The organism is Yersinia sp. Marseille-Q3913, assembly GCF_963892745.1.
GTDB lineage: Bacteria > Pseudomonadota > Gammaproteobacteria > Enterobacterales > Enterobacteriaceae > Yersinia > Yersinia bercovieri.
Map to the genome: position 1 here is coordinate 72,575 of NZ_CAWQAF010000066.1, position 21,203 is coordinate 93,777.

The window sequence follows — 21,203 nt, forward strand, 5'->3', positions numbered from 1 at the left end:
ACTGTGTAACACACTGAATACAGTGAATTTTAACCCGCTAAAGCGGATTACATAAATGGAAAAGGTATGAAGAACTGGAGAACGCTTATTCTCGGATTGGTTGTCTGTGCCAATACCGCGTTCGCAGCACCACAAGAAGTTGATAAAGTTGCCGCAGTGGTCGATAACGGCGTTGTTCTGCAAAGTGATGTCGATGGCCTGTTACAGTCAGTGAAACTGAATGCACAGCAGGCCGGGCAGCAGGTTCCGGATGATGCTACCTTGCGCCATCAGATTCTTGAGCGCCTGATTATGGATAATATCCAGTTGCAGATGGCCAAGAAAATGGGCATTACCGTCAGTGACGAAGCTCTGGATAAAGCTATCGCGGATATTGCAGCACAAAACCGCATGACACCTGCCCAGATGCGCAGTCGCTTAGCGGCTGATGGCTTGAATTACGACACTTACCGCGAACAGATCCGTAAAGAGATGCTGACTTCAGAAGTGCGTAACAACGAAGTGCGCCGCCGGATAACCATCCTGCCGCAGGAAGTTGAATCATTGGCCAAACAGATTGGTAACCAGACCAGTGGTGATGCTGAGCTCAACCTCAGCCACATTTTGATCCCGCTGCCAGAGAATCCCTCTCAGCAGCAAGTTGACCAAGCTGAAGAGCTAGCGAATAAATTAACGTCCGACATTAAAGGCGGCGCTGATTTTGGTAAATTGGCTATCGCCAACTCCGCTGACTCTCAGGCGCTGAAAGGCGGCCAGATGGGTTGGGGTAAATTGCAGGAGCTGCCTTCTCTGTTTGCTGAAAAGCTACAATCTGCAAACAAAGGTGATGTGGTCGGCCCTATCCGTTCCGGTGTTGGTTTCCATATTCTGAAAGTGAATGATATCCGTGGTGCAGATAAAACGGTTTCCGTGACTGAAGTTCACGCACGCCATATCTTGCTCAAACCGTCACCGGTAATGACTGACGATCAGGCGCGCGCTAAGTTAGCGGCTGCGGCTGCTGACATTAAGAGCGGGAAAGCGACCTTCGCCAATATTGCCAAAGAGATCTCTCAGGACCCAGGTTCTGCGGTGCAAGGGGGGGATCTGGGTTGGGCATCACCAGACATTTATGATCCTGCGTTCCGTGATGCTTTGATGAAGCTGCAAAAAGGCGAAATCAGCGCACCGGTTCACTCCTCTTTCGGCTGGCACTTAATTCAGGTTGTCGATACCCGTCAGGTCGACAAAACTGATGCCGCGCAGAAAGATCGTGCCTACCGTATGCTCTTTAGCCGTAAATTCGCTGAAGAAGCGCAAACCTGGATGCAAGAGCAGCGAGCTGCTGCTTACGTAAAAATTCTTGATGGTAGTAATGCACAACCACAATAACCGTATTGTCATTACCCCCGGCGAGCCTGCCGGGGTTGGGCCGGATTTAGTCGTCGCCCTGGCTCAACAGGATTGGCCTGTTGAGTTAGTGGTGTGCGCTGATCCGGCCTTGCTACTTGCACGTGCCAACCAGTTAAATCTGCCTTTGCAACTGCGTGAGTATCAGCCAGGTCAGCCAGCATTAGCACAGCAAGCTGGCTCCCTCACTATTTTGCCAGTGAAAACAGCGGCCGAGGTGATACCAGGCCAGCTTGATGTCAATAATAGCCACTATGTTGTGGAAACCTTGGCAAAAGCTTGTGATGGCGCGATAAGCGGCGAATTTGCCGCATTGGTGACAGGCCCAGTACAAAAAAGCATTATCAATGATGCCGGTATCCCTTTTATCGGGCATACCGAATTCTTTGCTGATCGTAGCCACTGTCCACGGGTGGTGATGATGCTAGCAACAGAAGAGCTACGAGTTGCTCTGGCAACCACCCATCTGCCGTTGTTGGCAGTGCCGGGGGCCATCACTCAGGCTAGCTTGCACGAAGTCATCACCATTCTTGATGGTGACCTGAGAACCAAATTTGGCATTAAGCAGCCACAGATTTATGTCTGTGGACTTAATCCTCATGCGGGTGAAGGTGGTCATATGGGCCATGAAGAAATCGATACTATTATTCCTGCGCTGAATGCATTACGTCAGCAGGGGATAAACCTTATCGGCCCACTTCCTGCAGATACCCTATTCCAGCCCAAATATCTGCAACACGCCGATGCGGTGCTTGCGATGTACCATGATCAGGGGCTACCGGTGCTGAAATATCAGGGGTTTGGCCGCGCAGTCAATATCACTCTCGGTTTGCCTTTTATCCGCACTTCAGTGGATCACGGTACCGCTTTAGAACTCGCCGCAACCGGATCTGCCGATGTCGGCAGTTTCATTACGGCATTAAACTTAGCCATTAAAATGATAAATAACAGCAATGAATAATAGAGTCCACCAAGGGCATTTTGCCCGCAAACGCTTTGGACAAAACTTTTTAAACGATCAGTTTGTCATCGACAGCATTGTCTCTGCTATCCACCCCGTTCCCGGTGAAGCGGTGGTTGAGATAGGCCCCGGTTTAGGTGCATTAACCGAGCCAGTCGCAGCACGTATGGATCGCATGACGGTTATTGAGCTGGATCGTGACTTAGCCGCTCGACTGGCTAGCCATCCTCAGTTAAAAGACAAGCTCACCATCCATCAACAAGACGCGATGAAGGTCAATTTCGCTGAATTGGCGGAGCTTGCAGGGCAGCCATTGCGGGTGTTTGGTAACTTGCCATACAACATCTCCACCCCGCTGATGTTCCATCTTTTCAGCTATACTAATGCTATTCGTGACATGCATTTCATGTTACAAAAAGAGGTCGTTAACCGCTTGGTTGCCGGGCCTAACAGTAAAGCTTATGGCCGTTTGACCGTAATGGCGCAATACTATTGCAACGTTATCCCTGTGCTGGAAGTACCGCCAACTGCATTTACCCCGGCCCCGAAAGTTGATTCGGCCGTGGTGCGCTTGATTCCACATGTGAACATGCCAAACCCGGTGGGTGATGTGCGGATGCTTACCCGCATTACCACACAAGCATTCAACCAACGCAGAAAAACGGTGCGCAACAGCTTAGGTGATCTATTCACTGCAGAGCAGTTAATAGAGTTAGGCATTGACCCAATATTGCGGGCAGAGAACATTTCGGTAGCGCAGTACTGCAAGCTGGCGAACTGGCTTTCAGCCCAATCGACACCGCAAGAATAAGCAGGAGCAGATCATGATTGAACAGCCTCGCGTTTGTGTACAGGTGCAAAGTATCTATGTGGAAACCCAATCGATACCAGATGAAGAACGTTTCGTCTTTGCCTATACCGTGACAATTCGTAATTTAGGCCGTTCAAATGTGCAACTGATGGGTCGTTATTGGTTAATCACCAATAGTAATGGCCGGCAGACTGAAGTTCAGGGCGAAGGGGTTATCGGCGAACAGCCGCTGATCCTGCCAGGTAATGAGTTTCAATATACCAGCGGCGCTGTTTTAGAGACCCCGCTGGGTACCATGGAAGGGCACTATGAGATGGTTGACCACCTTGGTCAGGCTTTCCGTACTGCGATTCCGGTGTTCCGCTTAGCGATCCCTACCCTGATCCATTAATCCTGACCTCAACTATGTCTACTTATCTTATTGGCGATGTTCATGGCTGTCTTGATGAGTTGCTTGCGCTATTGGCGCAGGTAAACTTCGATCCACAGCAGGATAGGTTGTGGCTAACCGGTGATTTAGTCGCCCGTGGCCCAGCTTCACTGGATGTTTTACGTTATGTTCGCTCATTAGGGCCAGCCGTTCGTATGGTTCTGGGTAACCATGATCTCCATTTACTGGCCGTTTTTGCAGGCATCAGCCGCAATAAACCTAAAGATCGTATCACACCGCTGCTAGAAGCACCTGATGCTGACGAATTGATTAATTGGTTACGTCGCCAACCGGTTTTACAGGTTGATGACGAGCTAAAATTAATCATGGCCCACGCCGGGATCACCCCACAATGGGATATCGAAACCGCCAAGATGTGCGCCCGTGAAGTCGAATCAGTATTAGGCAGTGACAGCTATCCGCTATTCCTTGATGCAATGTACGGCGATATGCCGAACAACTGGTCACCCGAATTGACCGGGCTGGGGCGCTTGCGCTTTAGCACCAATGCACTGACCCGTATGCGTTTCTGCTTCCCTAATGGGCAGTTGGATATGATCTGCAAAGATACGCCAGATAATGCCCCTGCCCCACTTAAACCTTGGTTCGAACTGCCAAGGCTTGTCGACCCTGAATATTCGATTATTTTTGGTCACTGGGCATCACTGGAAGGTAAAGGTGTTCCGGAAGGAATTTATGGATTGGATACGGGTTGTTGCTGGGGTGGCGATCTCACTATGCTCCGTTGGGAAGATAAACGCTATTTCACTCAACATGCATTCAAAGTTGCAGCAGAAACCAATAACGTTGATGACTTAGCCGCAGCATCAAAAGATCCCTCTAATTATTTGTAAAATATAAATAATTAGAGAAAAAAATCAGAAAAAAGCCTGTTGATAAACAGGCTTTTTTAACTTGAGATTGCAGCTGCACTTAGCGGCGCTCGAGGATCTCGAAGCAATAACTGTGAGAGTTGGCTTCATCTGCATCATGGAACTCGCTGAATGTGCTTTCCCACTCATCTGGTTCATAGTCAGGGAAATGGGTATCACCACCGACTTCAGCATCAATATGGGTTAGATACATGCGATTCGCACGGTCTAAAAATTGGTTATAGACTCGCCCACCGCCCATGACCATCACCTCTTCCGCATCACCAGCGAAAGAGAGCGCTTCATCAATAGAGGTCGCCCAAGTCACACGGTCATCAGTGCCAGGTTGACTGCTGATAACAATATTCAAGCGCCCCGGCAGAGGGCGACCAATGGATTCGAAAGTTTTACGACCCATAATGACCGGCTTATTTAGCGTGTTGCGTTTGAACCAGGCTAAATCCGCAGGTAAGTGCCATGGCATGGCGTTTTCCATACCGATAACGCGATCCGCTGCCAGTGCAGCGATCAGGCTGATAATCATTGTTAAACCCTGTAGGCTACAAGAGCCAGTACCGAAAAATTGCTCACACTATACGTAAAGCCGAAACCAGCGTCGATAGCGATAAGCAAGCTAATCACACATATAAGACAGCTCTTAGCCCGATACCAAAACAGAGAACAAAAAAAACCTTATACACCAGGACGTTTGCGATATAGCCATAATCCAGGCAAGGATAAACCAATCGACAACGCGCCAACAATAAATGATGCTTTCAAGAAATTAGTCACCATAGTGGACATCAATGCCTCGGTGTAACCCATATGCGAAATCTCCACCACTGATATCATCGCGGTATAAGCAGAGATCCCAGGGAACATTGGGATCACTGCGGCAACAGTGAAAACTTTGGGGTGCGCCAGTAACCAACGTGACCAGTTAATCCCGATGACACCAATCATAATCGAGGCCAATAACGAAGCCAGTTCGATATTCATGCCAAAATGAACCATCAACATGCGCGAACCGTGACCAATTGCCCCCAGTAGTGCGCAGTAGCGCAATGCACGCACAGGCACATTAAACACCATCGCAAAACCCAATGCCGGAATGGCGGCCAGCACCATATCTTGCAGTAACGCCCAGAGTAAACTCACGACCACCCCCGCAATCCCCAAAGCGCCATAGCAAAAATCACCCCAATACAAGTGGATAGAGTGAGCAAACTGGCCATAGCCCAACGTGCCAACCCAGTATTAACATGCCCTTTGAACATATCAGCGACAGCATTAATCAGCGGGAAACCGGGGACCAAGAGCAATACACTGGCGGCCATTGCCACACTGGATGCCTCATGGAAAAAGGGCAGCCGCATCAATAAGCCAGATGCCGATGTCGCGACAAATGCCGTGATGCAGAAATTAATCAGCGGATTCATATGGCGAGCCGTCAGACTTTGGCGCACAAACATCGCCAACCCACTGGCAATAAAGGCGATGGAAAATGCATCCCAACCGCCGCCATTGAGTTTACTAAAGCAGCCACAAGACAGTGCGACCATCACAACCACCAGCCAGCGCGGATAACGCAGCGGTTTGATATTCTCAAAACGCTTATCTACCCCCTTCGCATCCAGCAGATGATGCTCCACCAAAATGACAATATGCTGAACCTCAGTGACCACCTGCATATTGATACCGCGGTCAGCATTTTTACGGGTAGAGGTCAGGCAATTACCCTGACTAATGGTGGTCAAAACAACCGCATTGGCTGAGATGGAGCTTTCGACACTGTCCATTCCCAGTGCGATACCCAAACGGGCAGATAGCTGCTCAACCAGCATACTTTCTGCGCCATGTTGCAACAGTAGCAGAGCGCATTTGATGCACAATCGTGTAATCTCCCGCTGCTGCTGGTGCGGCACTTCACTGCTTATTACATTCTCCAGGTTCATATTTGTGCATCACTATCCGTCAAAAGAGTAAAAAACCGTCAAAAGGGTAAACGAAAAATGCTCAATACCATCACTGCCGACAATCAAACCACCACAGATAACCAATAAGGATAATGCAAGGTGTGCCCAGTGGCGCTATTATCGCCAGAACGCACCACACTTACTCGGTAATCCTTATGCTTGAAACTTCGTTATTCGTCGCAACTATTGCTACTTTAGGGATGATCTCCCCCGGCCCTGATTTTTTTCTGGTGATTAAAAACGCCGCCCGCTATCGCCGCCCCGCAGCCATGATGACAGCACTCGGCGTCATTTTGGGTGTAGCGACACATATGTCTTACTGCGTGGCGGGTCTGGCCGTGGTTATCACCACCACCCCCTGGCTATTCAATCTACTGAAATATGCCGGCGCCTGTTATTTGATTTGGATTGGTATCCAGGCCCTGCTGTCGCGGGGAGAGAGCAAACTCAGTATTGATAACGCAACACAGTCTCCCATCACGCTGAAAGCCGCATTCTTGCAGGGATATCTTTGCAACTTATTGAATCCCAAAGCAACACTGTTCTTCCTCGCTGTTTTCACTCAAATATTGCAGATAAACTCCGGCGTGGGTGAAAAACTGTGGTACGCCTCAATCATCTGGGTACTGGCCGTGATCTGGTGGCCTCTGCTGGTGATCCTGATCCAAAGTGCGCCAGTGCGGCGTGGTTTGGCAAAAGCGCAAAAAGTGGTCGATAAATTGCTAGGTGGCCTGTTGATCGGCTTGGGTATCAAAGTGGCGTTAAGCTAGCTGAACCGGCTGTTAGCCGCTGCCTAAATACCCTAAATAATTCGAGTTACAGGAAGGCGGCAAGCAGTGGCCTCGCAGAGGCGAGGTCCATGGATGGGCCGAGTAACGAACGTAGCCAACGCACATGCAACTTAAAGTATGACGGGTATAAGTTACTATCCACAATATGGCGGGGGTTAACATTGGTGAAGATCAATGTTGTTTATAAACAATACTATCGTTTATGAATAATACTTCTGTTTATAATAAACACTGCTTATGAGGCTAAAACCCACGATTTTATAATCTCTCAGCATGAAAAAGGGCGATGTCTCCATCGCCCTGCCGCTTTATTGATTCTCGATGACAACCAACATTAGCCTTTCATATTCTTAATCTTGGCGTGCATCTCTTGCACTGAAATCACTTGTTCTGTTGGGTCTGCATTTAAGGCCATTGCCGTTGCGAAGCCGCCATTCAAGGTGGTGTCGTAGTGCACCTTATATTGCAAAGCACTACGGCGGATCAGTTTGGAATCTTCAATCGCCTGACGCCCTGCCGTTGTATTCACGATATAGGTGTACTCGCCATTCTTAATACGGTCCTGAATGTGTGGACGACCTTCATGCACCTTGTTGACCAAGCGCGGATTGATCCCTGCTTCGCCCAGCACCACCGCAGTACCGTGAGTCGCATCCAGCTCAAAGCCCTGTTTCAGCAGTTTTGCCGCCAGATCAACCACCCGATGCTTATCACCCTCACGAACCGATAACAGCGCCCGACCACTCTTTTTCATGCCTGATTGACTGCCCAGCATCGCTTTAGAGAAAGCTTCTGCGAAGGTACGGCCAACCCCCATGACTTCACCGGTAGAGCGCATTTCTGGCCCTAAAATCGGGTCAACACCAGGGAATTTATTAAACGGCAATACCACCTCTTTTACCGAGTAATAAGGCGGAATAATCTCTTCGGTGATACCTTGCTCAGCCAGTGACTGCCCCACCATCACGCGCGCGGCAATTTTTGCCAGTGGCATACCGGTCGCTTTAGAGACGAATGGTACGGTACGGGCCGCTCGTGGGTTAACTTCAATCAGGTAAACTTCATTGTTCTTGACCGCAAACTGCACGTTCATCAGGCCACGAACACACAATTCGAAGGCCAGTTTTTCTACTTGCTGGCGCATCACATCCTGAATCTCTTTGCTCAGGGTGTAGGCAGGCAATGAGCAGGCTGAGTCACCGGAGTGAACCCCGGCTTGCTCGATGTGTTCCATAATGCCGCCGATGAGCACCCGCTCACCGTCGCAAATGGCATCCACATCCACTTCAACCGCATCATCAAGGAAGCGGTCCAGCAGCACCGGGGCATCGTTCGAGACACTCACCGCATTTTGGAAGTAACGGCGCAGGTCGACTTCGTCATACACTATCTCCATTGCGCGCCCACCCAAGACATAGGATGGGCGAACCACCAGCGGATAACCCAGACCGGTCGCTTTCTCTACGGCCTGTTCAATCGTGGCAACAGTGGCGTTCGCTGGCTGTTTCAGGCCCAGACGATTGACCGCCTGTTGGAAACGTTCACGGTCTTCAGCACGGTCGATAGCATCCGGGCTAGTCCCAATCACTGGCACACCAGCCGCTTCCAACTCACGGGCCAATTTCAATGGCGTCTGGCCACCATACTGCACGATAACGCCCTGCGGCTTCTCGATACGCACGATTTCCAGCACATCCTCCAGTGTAACTGACTCGAAGTAGAGGCGATCAGAGGTGTCGTAGTCGGTTGACACTGTTTCTGGGTTGCAGTTCACCATAATGGTTTCGTAACCATCTTCACGCAGCGCCAGTGAGGCGTGCACGCAGCAATAGTCGAACTCAATCCCTTGGCCAATACGATTCGGCCCGCCCCCCAGCACCATCACTTTTGGACGATCGCTGGTTGGATTGGATTCACACTCTTCCTCGTAGGTCGAGTACATATAGGCAGTATCGGTAGAGAACTCCGCAGCACAGGTGTCTACTCGCTTGTAGACAGGATGCAGACCATGCTTGTAGCGCAGTTTACGCACTTCGCTCTCCGCCGCGCCGACCAATTTCGCCAGACGAGCATCGGCAAAACCTTTGCGTTTCAACTGGCGCATAAACTCGGCATTCAGGCCATTAATGCCGCACTCTGCCACGTTCTCTTCCAGGCGAACCAGCTCTTCAATCTGCACCAGGAACCAGCGATCAACGTTGGTCAGATTGAAAACGCCATCAACCGACATCCCAGCACGGAAGGCATCAGCGATGTACCAAATACGATCAGAACCCGCTTCTTTCAATTCACGACGAATTTTGGTCAGCGCTTCAGGATCATCCAAACTCACTTTAGGGTCAAAACCGGTCGCGCCCACTTCCAAACCGCGCAGTGCTTTTTGCAGTGATTCCTGCAACGTGCGGCCAATAGCCATGACTTCGCCGACAGATTTCATCTGCGTAGTCAGACGGTCATTAGCGCCGGCAAACTTTTCGAAGTTAAAGCGAGGGATCTTGGTCACAACGTAGTCAATGGATGGTTCGAAGGAGGCTGGGGTACGACCGCCAGTGATGTCATTCATCAACTCATCCAACGTATAACCCACTGCCAGTTTGGCGGCAATCTTGGCAATTGGGAAGCCCGTTGCTTTAGAGGCCAGCGCGGAGGAGCGGGAGACCCGTGGATTCATTTCAATCACAATCAAACGGCCATTCTTCGGGTTAACCGAGAACTGCACGTTAGAACCGCCAGTTTCTACGCCGATTTCACGCAGTACTGCCATCGAGGCATTACGCATGATTTGATACTCTTTATCGGTCAGTGTTTGAGCAGGAGCTACAGTGATGGAGTCACCGGTATGGATACCCATGGCATCGAAGTTTTCGATGGCGCAGACGATGATACAGTTGTCGTTTTTATCGCGAACAACTTCCATCTCATACTCTTTCCAGCCAATCAGTGACTCATCGATCAGCAACTCTTTAGTTGGCGACAAATCCAGACCGCGCTCACAAATTTCTTCAAACTCTTCGCGGTTATAAGCAATACCGCCACCCGTGCCACCCATGGTAAAAGAGGGGCGGATGATGCAAGGGAAGCCCACATCTGCCGCGACGGCCAGCGCTTCTTCCATATTATGGGCAATACCGGAGCGGGCGGTATCCAGACCAATTTTCTTCATCGCGATATCAAAGCGACGGCGGTCTTCCGCTTTATCAATGGCATCGGCGGTGGCACCAATCATGGTGACGCCAAATTCAGCCAGCACACCTTGGCGCTCCAGTTCCAGCGCGCAGTTCAGTGCTGTTTGACCACCCATGGTTGGCAAAACGGCGTCTGGGCGCTCTTTTTCGATGATCTTACGCACCACTTCCCAGTGGATCGGCTCGATATAGGTCGCATCGGCCATCTCTGGGTCAGTCATGATGGTCGCCGGGTTTGAGTTCACCAGAATGACGCGGTAACCCTCTTCACGTAGAGCTTTACAAGCCTGAGCGCCGGAGTAGTCAAACTCACAAGCCTGGCCGATAACGATAGGGCCTGCGCCCAGAATCAGGATGCTTTTTATATCTGTACGTTTTGGCATGGTAATCGCTCCTGATTATTTATGGGTATGGCTAGCGGCTGTAGCGCGATAAGCTTCAATCAGCTCGATAAAGTGATCAAACAACGGGGCGGCATCATGCGGCCCAGGGCTGGCTTCTGGGTGGCCCTGGAAGCTGAAGGCTGCTTTATCGGTACGGTGAATACCTTGCAGAGAACCATCAAATAGCGAAACGTGCGTCTTACGCAGGTTGGATGGCAATGTGGTTTCATCTACAGCGAAACCGTGGTTCTGTGCAGTAATCATCACGCAATCTGCATCCAAATCTTTCACTGGATGGTTGCCACCATGGTGACCAAACTTCATTTTTACCGTTTTTGCGCCACTGGCCAGTGCCAGTAATTGGTGACCTAAGCAGATACCAAACACTGGGATATCGGTTTCCAGGAAACGCTTAATCGCCGCGATCGCATAGTCGCATGGCTCTGGGTCCCCTGGGCCGTTGGACAAGAAAATGCCATCTGGATTTAGCTTTAGAACGTCTTCAGCGGGGGTTTGCGCCGGAACCACCGTCAGGCGGCAACCGCGATCCACCAACATGCGCAGGATATTGCGTTTCACGCCGTAATCGTAGGCCACGACGTGGAAGGGCAAATCGTCTGGCTGCTTCGCCGCAGGCAGATCATCTTCCAGAGTCCAGCTGCCTTGCAGCCACTCATAGCTATCCTTGGTGGTCACTTCTTTCGCCAAATCCATCCCTTTCAAGCCAGGGAAGGCTTTCGCTTTTTCCAACGCCAAAGCGGCATCAGATAAGTCACCCACAATAATGCAGCCGTTTTGCGCACCTTTCTCACGCAGCAACCGCGTCAGCTTACGGGTATCGATATCAGCAATCGCAACAATGTTGTGACGCTTGAGATACTCAGCTAAGCCTTCTTCACTGCGGTAGTTGCTGGCGATTAATGGCAGGTCACGAATAACAAGACCTTGGGCGTGTACTGCGGAGGATTCTTCATCGGAGGCATTAGTGCCGACATTGCCGATATGAGGATAAGTAAGAGTAACGATCTGGCGGGAGTAGGAAGGATCAGTGAGGATTTCTTGATAACCGGTCATCGACGTATTGAAGACCACTTCCCCCACTGCCGTACCCTCTGCCCCGATGGCCCGACCGTGAAATTGGGTTCCGTCTTCGAGAACCAATAGCGCTGACTTAATCAAAACACCCTCCAAGGAATAAACAGTCACATTATTTGCATATTAATTCACATCTAGCGATCTAAATCAATGCAAAAACCGCCCTCAAAGCTAATTTTTGGCAAATTGGGCGCATTTTAATGATGAGTGATGCTCTTGTCTAGCCAAAATGCCACTTTTTCTCTATTTTTTGCCGTTCTCATCAAAAATAGTGGGTTATAGCGACAAAAACAGATGCTAACTTAACATAGTAAACGGTTGCGAGGGTAAGTGACTGGAAAATATCCTTCTGGGGAGATAAAAATCAGTGCCAGTGCCTAATGAGAGGATAAAAAGATAGGAAATCAAATGAAAACATGAAAAAACAGAGTTTACATAATGAATAACTTACAAAACACTCTATTTAATTAGAAAATAAAAAAGGACAATAAAATATTGCCCTATTATCAAATGATTATGATAAAAACAACCACATCACTGGCTGTGCTTTACACCTTTAAAGTTGATTCAAATTCAGTACATCTCGCATATCAAACTGACCATTATCATGCTCAGATATCCAAATAGCAGACTTAACCGCACCATTGGCAAATGTCATGCGGCTGGTCGCTTTATGCGTGATTTCAACACGCTCGCCAATATCAGCAAACATCGCGGTATGTTCACCAACGATATCGCCAGCCCGCACCGTCGCAAAGCCTATGGTGCCGGGCTTACGCTCACCGGTATGACCTTCACGACTATAGACTGCATGATCTTTCAGTGACCAGCCCAATGAATCGGCAATGGCTTCGCCCATGGCAAGAGCCGTCCCTGAAGGCGCATCAACTTTATGTCGGTGGTGCGCTTCAATAATCTCGATATCGGTGTAGTTGCCCATCACTTTCGCTGCTTTTTCGAGCAATTTGAGCACTACATTCACCCCAACACTGAAGTTGGCCGCGAATACAATGCCAATATCAGCTGCCGCTGCACTAATGGCCGCCTTACCTGCATCATCAAAACCAGTTGTGCCGATAACCATAGATTTACGGTGCTGACGGCAAATGGCTAAATGTTCCAGCGTACCTTCTGGCCGAGTAAAATCGATCAACACATCAAAATGATCAATTACCTTGGATAAATCATCACTTACAGAAATACCTAACAAACCCGTTCCGGCCAACTCGCCAGCATCACTGCCCACCAAAGTGGAGCCAGCGCGCTCAACTGCCGCCCCCAATACAACGCCATCTGTCTGGGTAATTGCCTGGATAAGTTGCCGGCCCATACGGCCACCCGCGCCGACAACAGCGATACGAATAGTTGAATTGGTCATAATTGCTCCTAATGTTGTGTCATCTACCCTGACAAGAGTTCAGATTAGCCGCCCATTATGGACTCTGCCAGTCTATTTAATCTGTATTAGAAAAAAATGATATACGTTCACTTTTATCAGCGATACCAATTAGCAGCTTAAATAGCGTTAATTAACCTTAGTCCAGCAGCGCCCAATCCATCCAGCCCTGATGCCATAGCGCTTAATCTGCCATTTTGCTGTTATTCCGCATATTCATTCAGTTAGGATGCAATATGTTCCATCATTCACGGGTATGGGTTCTACCAGATATGGGTTGCCATCATAGTAAAAAACGCTGTTTTACTGATAAAAAAAGCAGCCACTAAGGGCTGCTTGATATCACTTAACGAATACGTGCTGAGAAATTAAAAGCGGGGTCAATCGATCTGCTTAATATCAACACGTAATTCTTTGGGTACTTCGAAGACGATACTCTCTTCACGGCCACTGAGTTCAACGGCACCGCCCGCGCCAAGCCCTTGCAAGCGCTCAATCACTTGCTGCACCAGTATATCCGGTGCCGATGCGCCAGCCGTCACACCAACCCGCGCCGCGCCCTGCAACCATGACTCTTGGATATCAACCGCAGAGTCAATCAGGTAGGCCGGTTTCCCCATGCGCTGTGCCAGTTCGGCTAAACGGTTGGAGTTAGATGAATTTTTCGAGCCAACCACCAGCACCAGATCGGCATCATTCGCCAAATTCCGTACCGCTTCTTGCCGGTTGGTGGTGGCGTAGCAGATATCATCTTTACGCGGGCCGACAATCTTCGGAAAACGCTTATGTAAGGCATCGATAACTGCAGAGGTGTCGTCGACAGACAAGGTCGTCTGTGTCATAAAGCACAGATTATTCTCGTCTTTTACATTCAGCGCCCAGACGTCATCAGGTGACTCGACCAGATACATCCCCCCTTTCGGGTTACTGTATTGCCCCATCGTCCCTTCGACTTCCGGATGCCCGGCATGGCCTATCAGGATAGCTTCTTTACCTTTACGGCTGGCGCGCGCAACCTCCATGTGCACCTTAGTCACCAACGGGCAGGTCGCATCAAACAGCATCGTCAGCTTGCGCTCACGGGCTTCTGCGCGAACCGCCTGCGAAACGCCATGGGCCGAAAAAATCAGGATGGAGCCATCAGGCACCTCAGAGATCTCTTCGATAAAGATAGCCCCGCGTTCACGCAGGCTATCAACCACATAGCGGTTATGGACCACTTCATGCCGCACATAAATTGGCGCGCCATACATCTCGATCGCACGCTCAACAATACTGATAGCCCGATCAACGCCTGCGCAAAAGCCGCGTGGATTAGCCAGCAATATCTGCATGGATAGCCTCCTGTTGAGGGTCAATCTCCAGCACTTCTATTTCAAAGCTGACGACATGCCCTGCCAACGGGTGATTAAAATCAACAGTAATGGACTCTTCTGCAACCTCCCGCACCACACCTGGCATTTCACTGCCATCGCGAGCGGTAAACAGCATGATGGTGCCAGCATCTGGCACCCCGGTTAACGCAAAGTCACGTTGAGTAAAATACTGAACCAGATCAGGACTTTCCAAACCAAACGCATCTTCAGGTTGTAAGGTAAAAGTGTGCTTATCTCCCACTTTCAAACCAATCAACTGCTGCTCAAGCGCGTCAGAAAGAGTGTCATCACCTAAACGGAACAGCGCTGGCTTCCCGTGAATACGGGTTGATTCAGCCGTTGAGCCATCTTCCAGCTTCAGAGTGAAGTGCACCAGTACGGCACTGCTATCTTGTACTTGATAGCCTTGTACAACCTCGGACATATCACTCACCTTTATCAATCGCCGTTTTATCAGCCGGACTCAAGAAGCCTTCAAATATCACCAACGCAGCACCGATGCAGATCGCGACATCGGCCAGATTGAACGTCGGGAAGTGCCAGTTATTGACGTAAAAATCGATGAAGTCGTTCACTGCGCCATGCACTAAGCGGTCAAATAAATTCCCTAGTGCACCACCGATAATCAATGCGTAAGCACAGTTTATCAGGCGTTGTTTTGCCGTTGAGCGATACATCATCACCATCAATACAACTGAGATGCCGATGGCTATTCCAGCAAAGAACCAGCGCTGCCAGCCACTTTTATCCGCCAGAAAGCTAAATGCCGCGCCATAATTCTGAGCGTAAGTCATATTGAAAAAAGGAATCAGTGGCATAGACTCATACAGCGCAAAGTGGGTCATGACCCACTGTTTGCTGCCAAGATCCAAAATTACCACCAGCACCGCCAGCCATAGCCAGCGCAATCCGGTCGAACAAATTGGCTTACTCATTAGGCAAATTTACGCTCTTCACCGTCACCGGCAACGTTAGTGACACAGCGGCCGCACAGCTCAGCATGTTCCGCTACCAAACCGACGTCTTGAGTGTAGTGCCAGCAACGTGGACACTTCTCACCGTCAGCTTTATTAAAGGTAATTTTTAGCCCCGTAATCAGTTCACTTTGCAGCGCGTCATCACCAGCTTCGACATAATCTGCGACTTTCGCGGCAGAGGTCAGCAACACAAAGCGCAATTCGTCCTGCAAGCTGTTCAGACGCGCAGCCAATTCAGGCTCTGCGTATAAGGTCACTGCGGCTTCCAGAGAACCACCGATACGTTTATCACTACGGGCTTGCTCCAAGACTTTGTTCACTTCGCCGCGGACTTTCAGCAGCTCGGCCCAGAAAGTATCGTTCATGCTTTCATCGCCCGCCAATCCGAACAGACCGTCATACCACTCTTCAGTGAAGACGAATTGCGGACGTTCGCCTGGCAGTTGATTCCAGATCTCGTCTGCAGTGAAGGACATAATTGGTGCCATCCAGCGAACCAATGCTTCGGCGATATGGAATAGCGCAGTCTGGCAGCTACGGCGGGCTACGCTGTCGCCTTTCGCAGTGTACTGGCGGTCTTTGATGATATCCAGATAGAAGGAGCCCATCTCAACCGAGCAGAATTGCATCAAACGCTGCACCACCAAATGGAAATCGTAATTTTCATACGCTGCCATGATCTCGGCTTGAGCGGCTTGAGCACGGCCCACGGCCCAGCGATCTACCACCACCATATCTTCGGGTTTTACCTGATGCTGCGCAGGATCAAAACCATTCAGGTTAGCCAGCAAGAAGCGCGCGGTGTTACGAATACGGCGATAGGAGTCAGCGGAACGTTTCAGAATTTCGTCAGAAACAGCGATTTCGCCAGTGTAGTCAGTCGATGCCACCCACAGGCGCAGGATGTCGCCACCCAGTTTGTTCATCACATCTTGCGGGCTGATGGTGTTACCGATGGATTTAGACATTTTACGGCCCTGACCATCAACGGTGAAGCCGTGGGTCAGCACCTGACGATAAGGCGCTTTGCCCTTCATCGCAGTTGCAATCATCAGTGACGACATAAACCAACCACGGTGCTGGTCAGAACCTTCCAGATACATATCTGGGCTATGGCCACCAAACTCTGGGCGCACGTCAACCACAGAAGAGTGAGTTGAACCCGAGTCAAACCAGACGTCTAGCGTGTCTGGCACTTTGATGTAATCGGCAGCATCGGCACCTAAAATCTCAGCAGGATCCAGATCCCACCATGCTTGAATACCGTCTTGCTCAACACGTTTGGCCACTTCTTCCATCAGCTCAGTGCTGCGCGGGTGAAGTGCTTCGGTCTCTTTGTGCACAAACAGAGACATCGGCACGCCCCAAGTACGCTGGCGCGAAATACACCAATCTGGGCGATTAGCCACCATGGTTTCGATACGCGCCTGGCCCCAATCTGGGATCCACTGCACACCTTTGATCTCTTCCAGTGACTGCTTACGCAAACCTTTCTGATCCATGCTGATAAACCATTGTGGCGTAGCACGGAAGATAATTGGCGTTTTGTGACGCCAGCAGCATGGGTAGCTGTGGACCAGTTTTTCAACTTTCAGCAGTGCGCCTTTCTCGCGCAGCAGCTCAACGATCACATCGTTGGCTTTAAACACAAACAGACCATCTAGCGTTGGATAAGTCCCCGCCAAATAGCAGCCGTTCGGACCAACCGGATTCGCTACTTCCAAACCATATTTTTGACCGATAACAAAGTCATCTGGGCCATGGCCTGGTGCCGTGTGGACCGCGCCAGTACCAGCATCCAGTGTCACGTGATCACCTAAAATCGCCGGGACGTCAAAGCCCATAAACGGATGGTTAAAACGTAGCAGCTCAAGATCAGCGCCTTTACAGCTTCCCAACACCGTCCATTCAGCGATACCGGCGCGCTTCATAACACTCTCAACCAGATCTTCCGCCAGAATCAGGCATTCGCCGTCAACCTGCACCAGTTGATAGATGTACTCAGCATTCAGCGAAATTGCACGGTTGGCGGGCAGGGTCCATGGCGTGGTAGTCCAGATAACCAGTGAAATTGGGCCGTTGACCTGAGTTGCGCCAAATTTTGCACTCACGGCGGCGGCATCGACGGCATTAAAACGCACATCAATAGAAGGTGAGGTTTTGTCGTAATATTCAACTTCAGCTTCAGCCAATGATGAACCGCAATCAGTACACCAATGTACCGGCTTAGCGCCTTTGTGCAGGTGGCCGTTATCAATGATTTTGCTTAACGCACGAATGATATTGGCTTCGGTTTTGAAATCCATCGTCAAATAAGGATGGTCCCAATCGCCCAATACGCCCAGACGGATAAAGTCCGCTTTCTGGCCTTCAACCTGTTCAGCTGCATACTTACGGCAGGCAGCACGGAACTCCGCAGCACTAACTTTCTCGCCCGGCTTACCAATTAGCTGCTCAACTTTTAACTCGATCGGCAGACCGTGGCAGTCCCAACCTGGAATATAAGGTGAGTCGTAGCCAGCCATTCCTTTCGATTTAACAATAATATCTTTGAGAATTTTGTTAACAGAGTGACCAATGTGAATGTTGCCGTTCGCATAAGGAGGGCCGTCGTGCAAAATAAAGGTCTTTTTACCTTTCTTGGCCGTACGAACAATCCCATACAGATCCTGCTCATACCAACGTTTCAGCATGTCAGGTTCACGCTTAGCCAGATCGCCGCGCATCGGGAACCCTGTTTCAGGTAAATTCAGGGTATTCTTGTAGTCACTCATTAGATTCTCGGTTCCGTTTCGGCTAGAAATATTAAACCGGTGTCTTTAGCCCGAAAAATATTCGGGCCGTCACCACATCATTGGCGATTTGCTGCTTCAGGGCATCGAGCGAAGCAAAACGCTGTTCATTGCGCAGTTTTGCGCGGAGCACCACATCAATATGACGCCCATAAAGATCCATTGTGACATCAAGCAGATGAACCTCTAGCTGCTGGCGAACACCGGCAACAGTAGGCCGGGTGCCAATATTGGCAACACCGGGTAATGGCTCTGGACCCAAGCCATAAACATCAACCGCATACACTCCTTTTACTGGAGCGACTAAACGTTTTAACGGCAAATTCGCCGTGGGGAAGCCAATCGTCCGCCCCAGTTCATCACCGTGAACCACACGGCCAGAAATACTGTACGGGTGACCAAGTAACACCTCAGCCTGCACCAGATCGTCGTCATGAAGCGCCTGACGAATCGCGGTGCTGCTAATGCGCAACCCGCTGTCACAGAAGCTGTCAGTGCTGATGACATCAAAGCCAAATTCAGCCCCCGCCTGTTGTAACAGCTGAAAATCCCCCTGACGCTCTGCGCCAAAGCGGAAATCATCGCCAACCGTTAAAAACTTAACACCCAACTTCTCTACCAGCAACTGAGCAACGAAAGCTTGCGCAGTATTCGCTGCAAAACGCGGATCAAATTTAACGCACAATAAATAGTCAACACCCGCTCCGGCCAGATATCGAGCTTTATCACGCAAGCGCGTCAGCCGTGCTGGTGCTTTATCCGCTGCAAACAATTCCAGTGGTTGCGGTTCAAATATCATGACCATAACGGGCAGCTCTAAACGCTGACCTTCACGCTTTAACTGCTCCAATAAGGCTTGATGTCCGCGATGGACACCATCAAAGTTACCGATAGTTAGCACGCAACCATGGTGGCGTGCCCGGATATTATGTATACCGCGAATTAGCTCCATAGCTGGCTCAAAACAGTGGAAATCGCCGGATTATACCTTGTACAGCGGTTAAGGTTAACCCGCGATTGGCACCTTTAATCGAAAGTCATACCATTTTGCCAATATTATGCAGGTAAAATCCCTTTTACTGACTTTATCCTGTAGAATACGCTCGCCGTTGAATACAGAAGCAGGCTGAGATTTTTACAAGAACCACCGTCGAATCCCTTCGAGGCAGTGAACTGTGGAATTTTCTTTCGAAAGACTGTATTCCACAGCGCGAAGCTGGTAAAATCCCGCTCCATCACAACGTAGCAAGTGCCGCCCGTACAAACGGCGCTTATTTGCACAAATCCATTGACAAACGAAGGCTAAAAGGGCATATTCCTCGGCCTTTGAATTGTCCTCAATAGAATATATTTGGGAGTTGGACCTTGGCTAATATCAAATCAGCTAAGAAACGCGCCGTACAGTCTGAGAAACGCCGCAAGCATAACGCTAGCCGTCGCTCAATGGTGCGTACCTTCATTAAGAAGGTGTATGCGGCAATTGCAGCTGGCGATAAAGACGCAGCGCAAAAAGCATTTAATGAAATGCAACCAATCGTGGATCGTCAGTCCTGTAAAGGTCTGATCCACAAAAACAAAGCAGCACGTCATAAGTCAAACTTAGTCGCGCAAATCAACGCAATGCAGTAATGCATTATGTTGGTTGCTTAGTAAAAAGACCGGCCTAGGCCGGTTTTTTTATGTCCATCGTTTGGCTATCATCCCACTTTTTTCACTACCTCACCGCCAGCAGAACAATAATGCCCATCACCAAACCGCACATATTTTAGCCACTCAATCACCAAAACCATTCATTAGCCGGTAAAAAGTGCTGAAAAATCCTTATTACATACCCGCTGTACTGCAGGATGTTGGATCATTCGCTCGGCAAAAATGACGTAATACTCTTCTTGCACATTATCCAGCCGGCCAATTTCAACAATTTGATCATCTTTGGCATAGGTATCAGCAGCGTAAATTGTGGGTGCAACGAAAATGGCATTGTTATAGATAGCAAAAGCATTCATCAGCGCCGCATCATCAAACTCCCCCAAAATTTCGACTTGCAGCCCTTTGCTGTTAATCCAGTTCAGCAATTTGCGCCCGAGCATTGAACGGCGGCCGGGGATCAACAGACGTTTTTGTTGCAAACAGGCAGGGAAAGGTAAATCTGGGATGGGTTGACGACAATAAAAACTCACACTACATTCGCCAAGTTTGACCGAAAATAACCCCTCTTGCTGACTAGAATCTACTGGGCAATCTGACAGGATCATATCCAACTTATGCTGGCTTAACTGCTCAAGCAGCATCTCATGGGTCGATTCGAAACAACGCAGATGAATTTTTTCATTATCAACTACCGCCGTTTCCAGCACCTGGCTCACCAAGCGCTTGGATAAAGCATCGGCAACACCCACGTCGAAGAGCAGATTGGACTCTTTGCGATAGTTAACAATATCCAGCATTTCATGACTGAGCATGAACATTTTATCGGCATAGCGGAAGACCAACTGCCCCAACTCCGACGGCACTAAGCCTCGCCCCTGGCGCTTAAACAATTTACCGCCCAGCCGCTCTTCCAAGGCTTTAATTTGGCCGGTAATGGTTTGTGGCGTCAGAAATAATGCGCCAGCAGCTCCCACAACGGAGCCTTCTTTGCAGACCTGCCAAAAATAGTAAAGATGATTGAAATTGATATGTGACACTCGCATGTTGTTATCTCCTTAACATATCGCGAAGCCAGATATAGGGCCCCATGCACGATAAAACACTCCCTGTTTTAGACTT

The 21,203-nt window shown here is 49.6% G+C and carries 19 protein-coding genes; 7 read left to right on the forward strand and 12 right to left on the reverse strand.

Annotated elements, in window-relative coordinates; genetic code table 11:
- Window positions 1-66 precede the first annotated feature (66 nt).
- The 5 genes from surA to apaH are packed head-to-tail and all read left to right on the forward strand — an operon-like array spanning window position 67 to window position 4,445.
- Complete coding sequence (gene surA, locus AACW11_RS17545) at window positions 67-1,371, forward strand: peptidylprolyl isomerase SurA (protein ID WP_212584961.1); 1,305 nt, start codon at window positions 67-69, stop codon at window positions 1,369-1,371.
- The gene (gene pdxA / locus AACW11_RS17550; RefSeq protein ID WP_212584962.1) at window positions 1,355-2,350 is read left to right on the forward strand and encodes a 4-hydroxythreonine-4-phosphate dehydrogenase PdxA; all 996 of its coding nucleotides are present in this window, start codon (window positions 1,355-1,357) and stop codon (window positions 2,348-2,350) included. The genes surA and pdxA overlap by 17 nt, the downstream gene beginning before the upstream one ends.
- Window positions 2,343-3,161 carry a 16S rRNA (adenine(1518)-N(6)/adenine(1519)-N(6))-dimethyltransferase RsmA gene (gene rsmA / locus AACW11_RS17555; RefSeq protein WP_032814549.1) on the forward strand — a complete coding sequence of 273 codons (819 nt, stop codon included), beginning with the start codon at window positions 2,343-2,345 and terminating at the stop codon, window positions 3,159-3,161. The genes pdxA and rsmA overlap by 8 nt, the downstream gene beginning before the upstream one ends.
- 13 nt (window positions 3,162-3,174) lie before the next feature.
- Complete coding sequence (gene apaG / locus AACW11_RS17560) at window positions 3,175-3,552, forward strand: Co2+/Mg2+ efflux protein ApaG (RefSeq protein WP_005270600.1); 378 nt, start codon at window positions 3,175-3,177, stop codon at window positions 3,550-3,552.
- Window positions 3,553-3,566: 14 nt separating this feature from the next.
- Window positions 3,567-4,445: a bis(5'-nucleosyl)-tetraphosphatase (symmetrical) ApaH gene (gene apaH / locus AACW11_RS17565; protein ID WP_212584963.1), complete on the forward strand. Its 879-nt coding sequence runs from the start codon at window positions 3,567-3,569 to the stop codon at window positions 4,443-4,445.
- A gap of 79 nt (window positions 4,446-4,524) precedes the next feature.
- Here the strand turns inward: apaH and folA are convergent, their stop codons facing one another.
- The 3 genes from folA to AACW11_RS17580 all read right to left on the reverse strand — a co-directional run bounded on the left by folA (window position 4,525) and on the right by AACW11_RS17580 (window position 6,418).
- Window positions 4,525-5,007 carry a type 3 dihydrofolate reductase gene (folA, locus tag AACW11_RS17570; protein ID WP_049607164.1) on the reverse strand — a complete coding sequence of 161 codons (483 nt, stop codon included), beginning with the start codon at window positions 5,005-5,007 and terminating at the stop codon, window positions 4,525-4,527.
- Between the two features lie 149 nt (window positions 5,008-5,156).
- Window positions 5,157-5,621, reverse strand: coding sequence for a threonine/serine exporter (locus AACW11_RS17575; RefSeq protein ID WP_032814552.1), 465 nt, complete (start codon window positions 5,619-5,621; stop codon window positions 5,157-5,159).
- Window positions 5,618-6,418 carry a threonine/serine exporter family protein gene (locus tag AACW11_RS17580; protein ID WP_212584964.1) on the reverse strand — a complete coding sequence of 267 codons (801 nt, stop codon included), beginning with the start codon at window positions 6,416-6,418 and terminating at the stop codon, window positions 5,618-5,620. The genes AACW11_RS17575 and AACW11_RS17580 overlap by 4 nt, the downstream gene beginning before the upstream one ends.
- Before the next feature lie 176 nt (window positions 6,419-6,594).
- On the opposite strand from AACW11_RS17580, the gene AACW11_RS17585 reads away from it, so the two are divergent.
- On the forward strand, window positions 6,595-7,209 hold the full coding sequence (locus AACW11_RS17585; protein ID WP_212584965.1) for a LysE family transporter: 615 nt from the start codon (window positions 6,595-6,597) through the stop codon (window positions 7,207-7,209).
- 355 nt (window positions 7,210-7,564) lie between these two features.
- Here the strand turns inward: AACW11_RS17585 and carB are convergent, their stop codons facing one another.
- From carB to ribF, 8 genes are all read right to left on the reverse strand, one after another.
- A complete protein-coding gene (carB, locus tag AACW11_RS17590) occupies window positions 7,565-10,798 on the reverse strand; it encodes a carbamoyl-phosphate synthase large subunit (RefSeq protein WP_005270612.1) in 3,234 nt (1,077 codons plus the stop codon).
- A 15-nt stretch (window positions 10,799-10,813) separates the two neighbouring features.
- Window positions 10,814-11,977 (reverse strand): glutamine-hydrolyzing carbamoyl-phosphate synthase small subunit, encoded by a 1,164-nt coding sequence (gene carA, locus AACW11_RS17595; RefSeq protein ID WP_212584966.1) that lies wholly within the window; start codon window positions 11,975-11,977, stop codon window positions 10,814-10,816.
- 472 nt (window positions 11,978-12,449) lie between these two features.
- Window positions 12,450-13,271, reverse strand: coding sequence for a 4-hydroxy-tetrahydrodipicolinate reductase (gene dapB / locus AACW11_RS17600; protein ID WP_212584967.1), 822 nt, complete (start codon window positions 13,269-13,271; stop codon window positions 12,450-12,452).
- A 398-nt stretch (window positions 13,272-13,669) separates the two neighbouring features.
- Window positions 13,670-14,623: a 4-hydroxy-3-methylbut-2-enyl diphosphate reductase gene (ispH, locus tag AACW11_RS17605; protein WP_212584968.1), complete on the reverse strand. Its 954-nt coding sequence runs from the start codon at window positions 14,621-14,623 to the stop codon at window positions 13,670-13,672.
- Window positions 14,604-15,089: an FKBP-type peptidyl-prolyl cis-trans isomerase gene (fkpB, locus tag AACW11_RS17610; RefSeq protein ID WP_212584969.1), complete on the reverse strand. Its 486-nt coding sequence runs from the start codon at window positions 15,087-15,089 to the stop codon at window positions 14,604-14,606. Before fkpB ends, ispH begins: the two co-directional genes overlap by 20 nt.
- Window position 15,090: 1 nt before the next feature.
- Window positions 15,091-15,600: a signal peptidase II gene (gene lspA / locus AACW11_RS17615; RefSeq protein ID WP_048619171.1), complete on the reverse strand. Its 510-nt coding sequence runs from the start codon at window positions 15,598-15,600 to the stop codon at window positions 15,091-15,093.
- The gene (gene ileS, locus AACW11_RS17620; protein ID WP_212584970.1) at window positions 15,600-18,416 is read right to left on the reverse strand and encodes an isoleucine--tRNA ligase; all 2,817 of its coding nucleotides are present in this window, start codon (window positions 18,414-18,416) and stop codon (window positions 15,600-15,602) included. Before ileS ends, lspA begins: the two co-directional genes overlap by 1 nt.
- A gap of 31 nt (window positions 18,417-18,447) precedes the next feature.
- The gene (ribF, locus tag AACW11_RS17625) at window positions 18,448-19,386 is read right to left on the reverse strand and encodes a bifunctional riboflavin kinase/FAD synthetase (protein WP_212584971.1); all 939 of its coding nucleotides are present in this window, start codon (window positions 19,384-19,386) and stop codon (window positions 18,448-18,450) included.
- 413 nt (window positions 19,387-19,799) lie between these two features.
- Here ribF and rpsT point away from each other — a divergent pair, with 413 nt between their 5' ends.
- Window positions 19,800-20,063, forward strand: a complete 264-nt coding sequence (rpsT, locus tag AACW11_RS17630) for a 30S ribosomal protein S20 (protein ID WP_002220715.1) — start codon at window positions 19,800-19,802, stop codon at window positions 20,061-20,063.
- Window positions 20,064-20,227: 164 nt separating this feature from the next.
- Here rpsT and nhaR read toward each other — a convergent pair whose 3' ends face one another.
- The gene (gene nhaR, locus AACW11_RS17635) at window positions 20,228-21,127 is read right to left on the reverse strand and encodes a transcriptional activator NhaR (protein ID WP_212584972.1); all 900 of its coding nucleotides are present in this window, start codon (window positions 21,125-21,127) and stop codon (window positions 20,228-20,230) included.
- Window positions 21,128-21,203 lie beyond the last annotated feature (76 nt).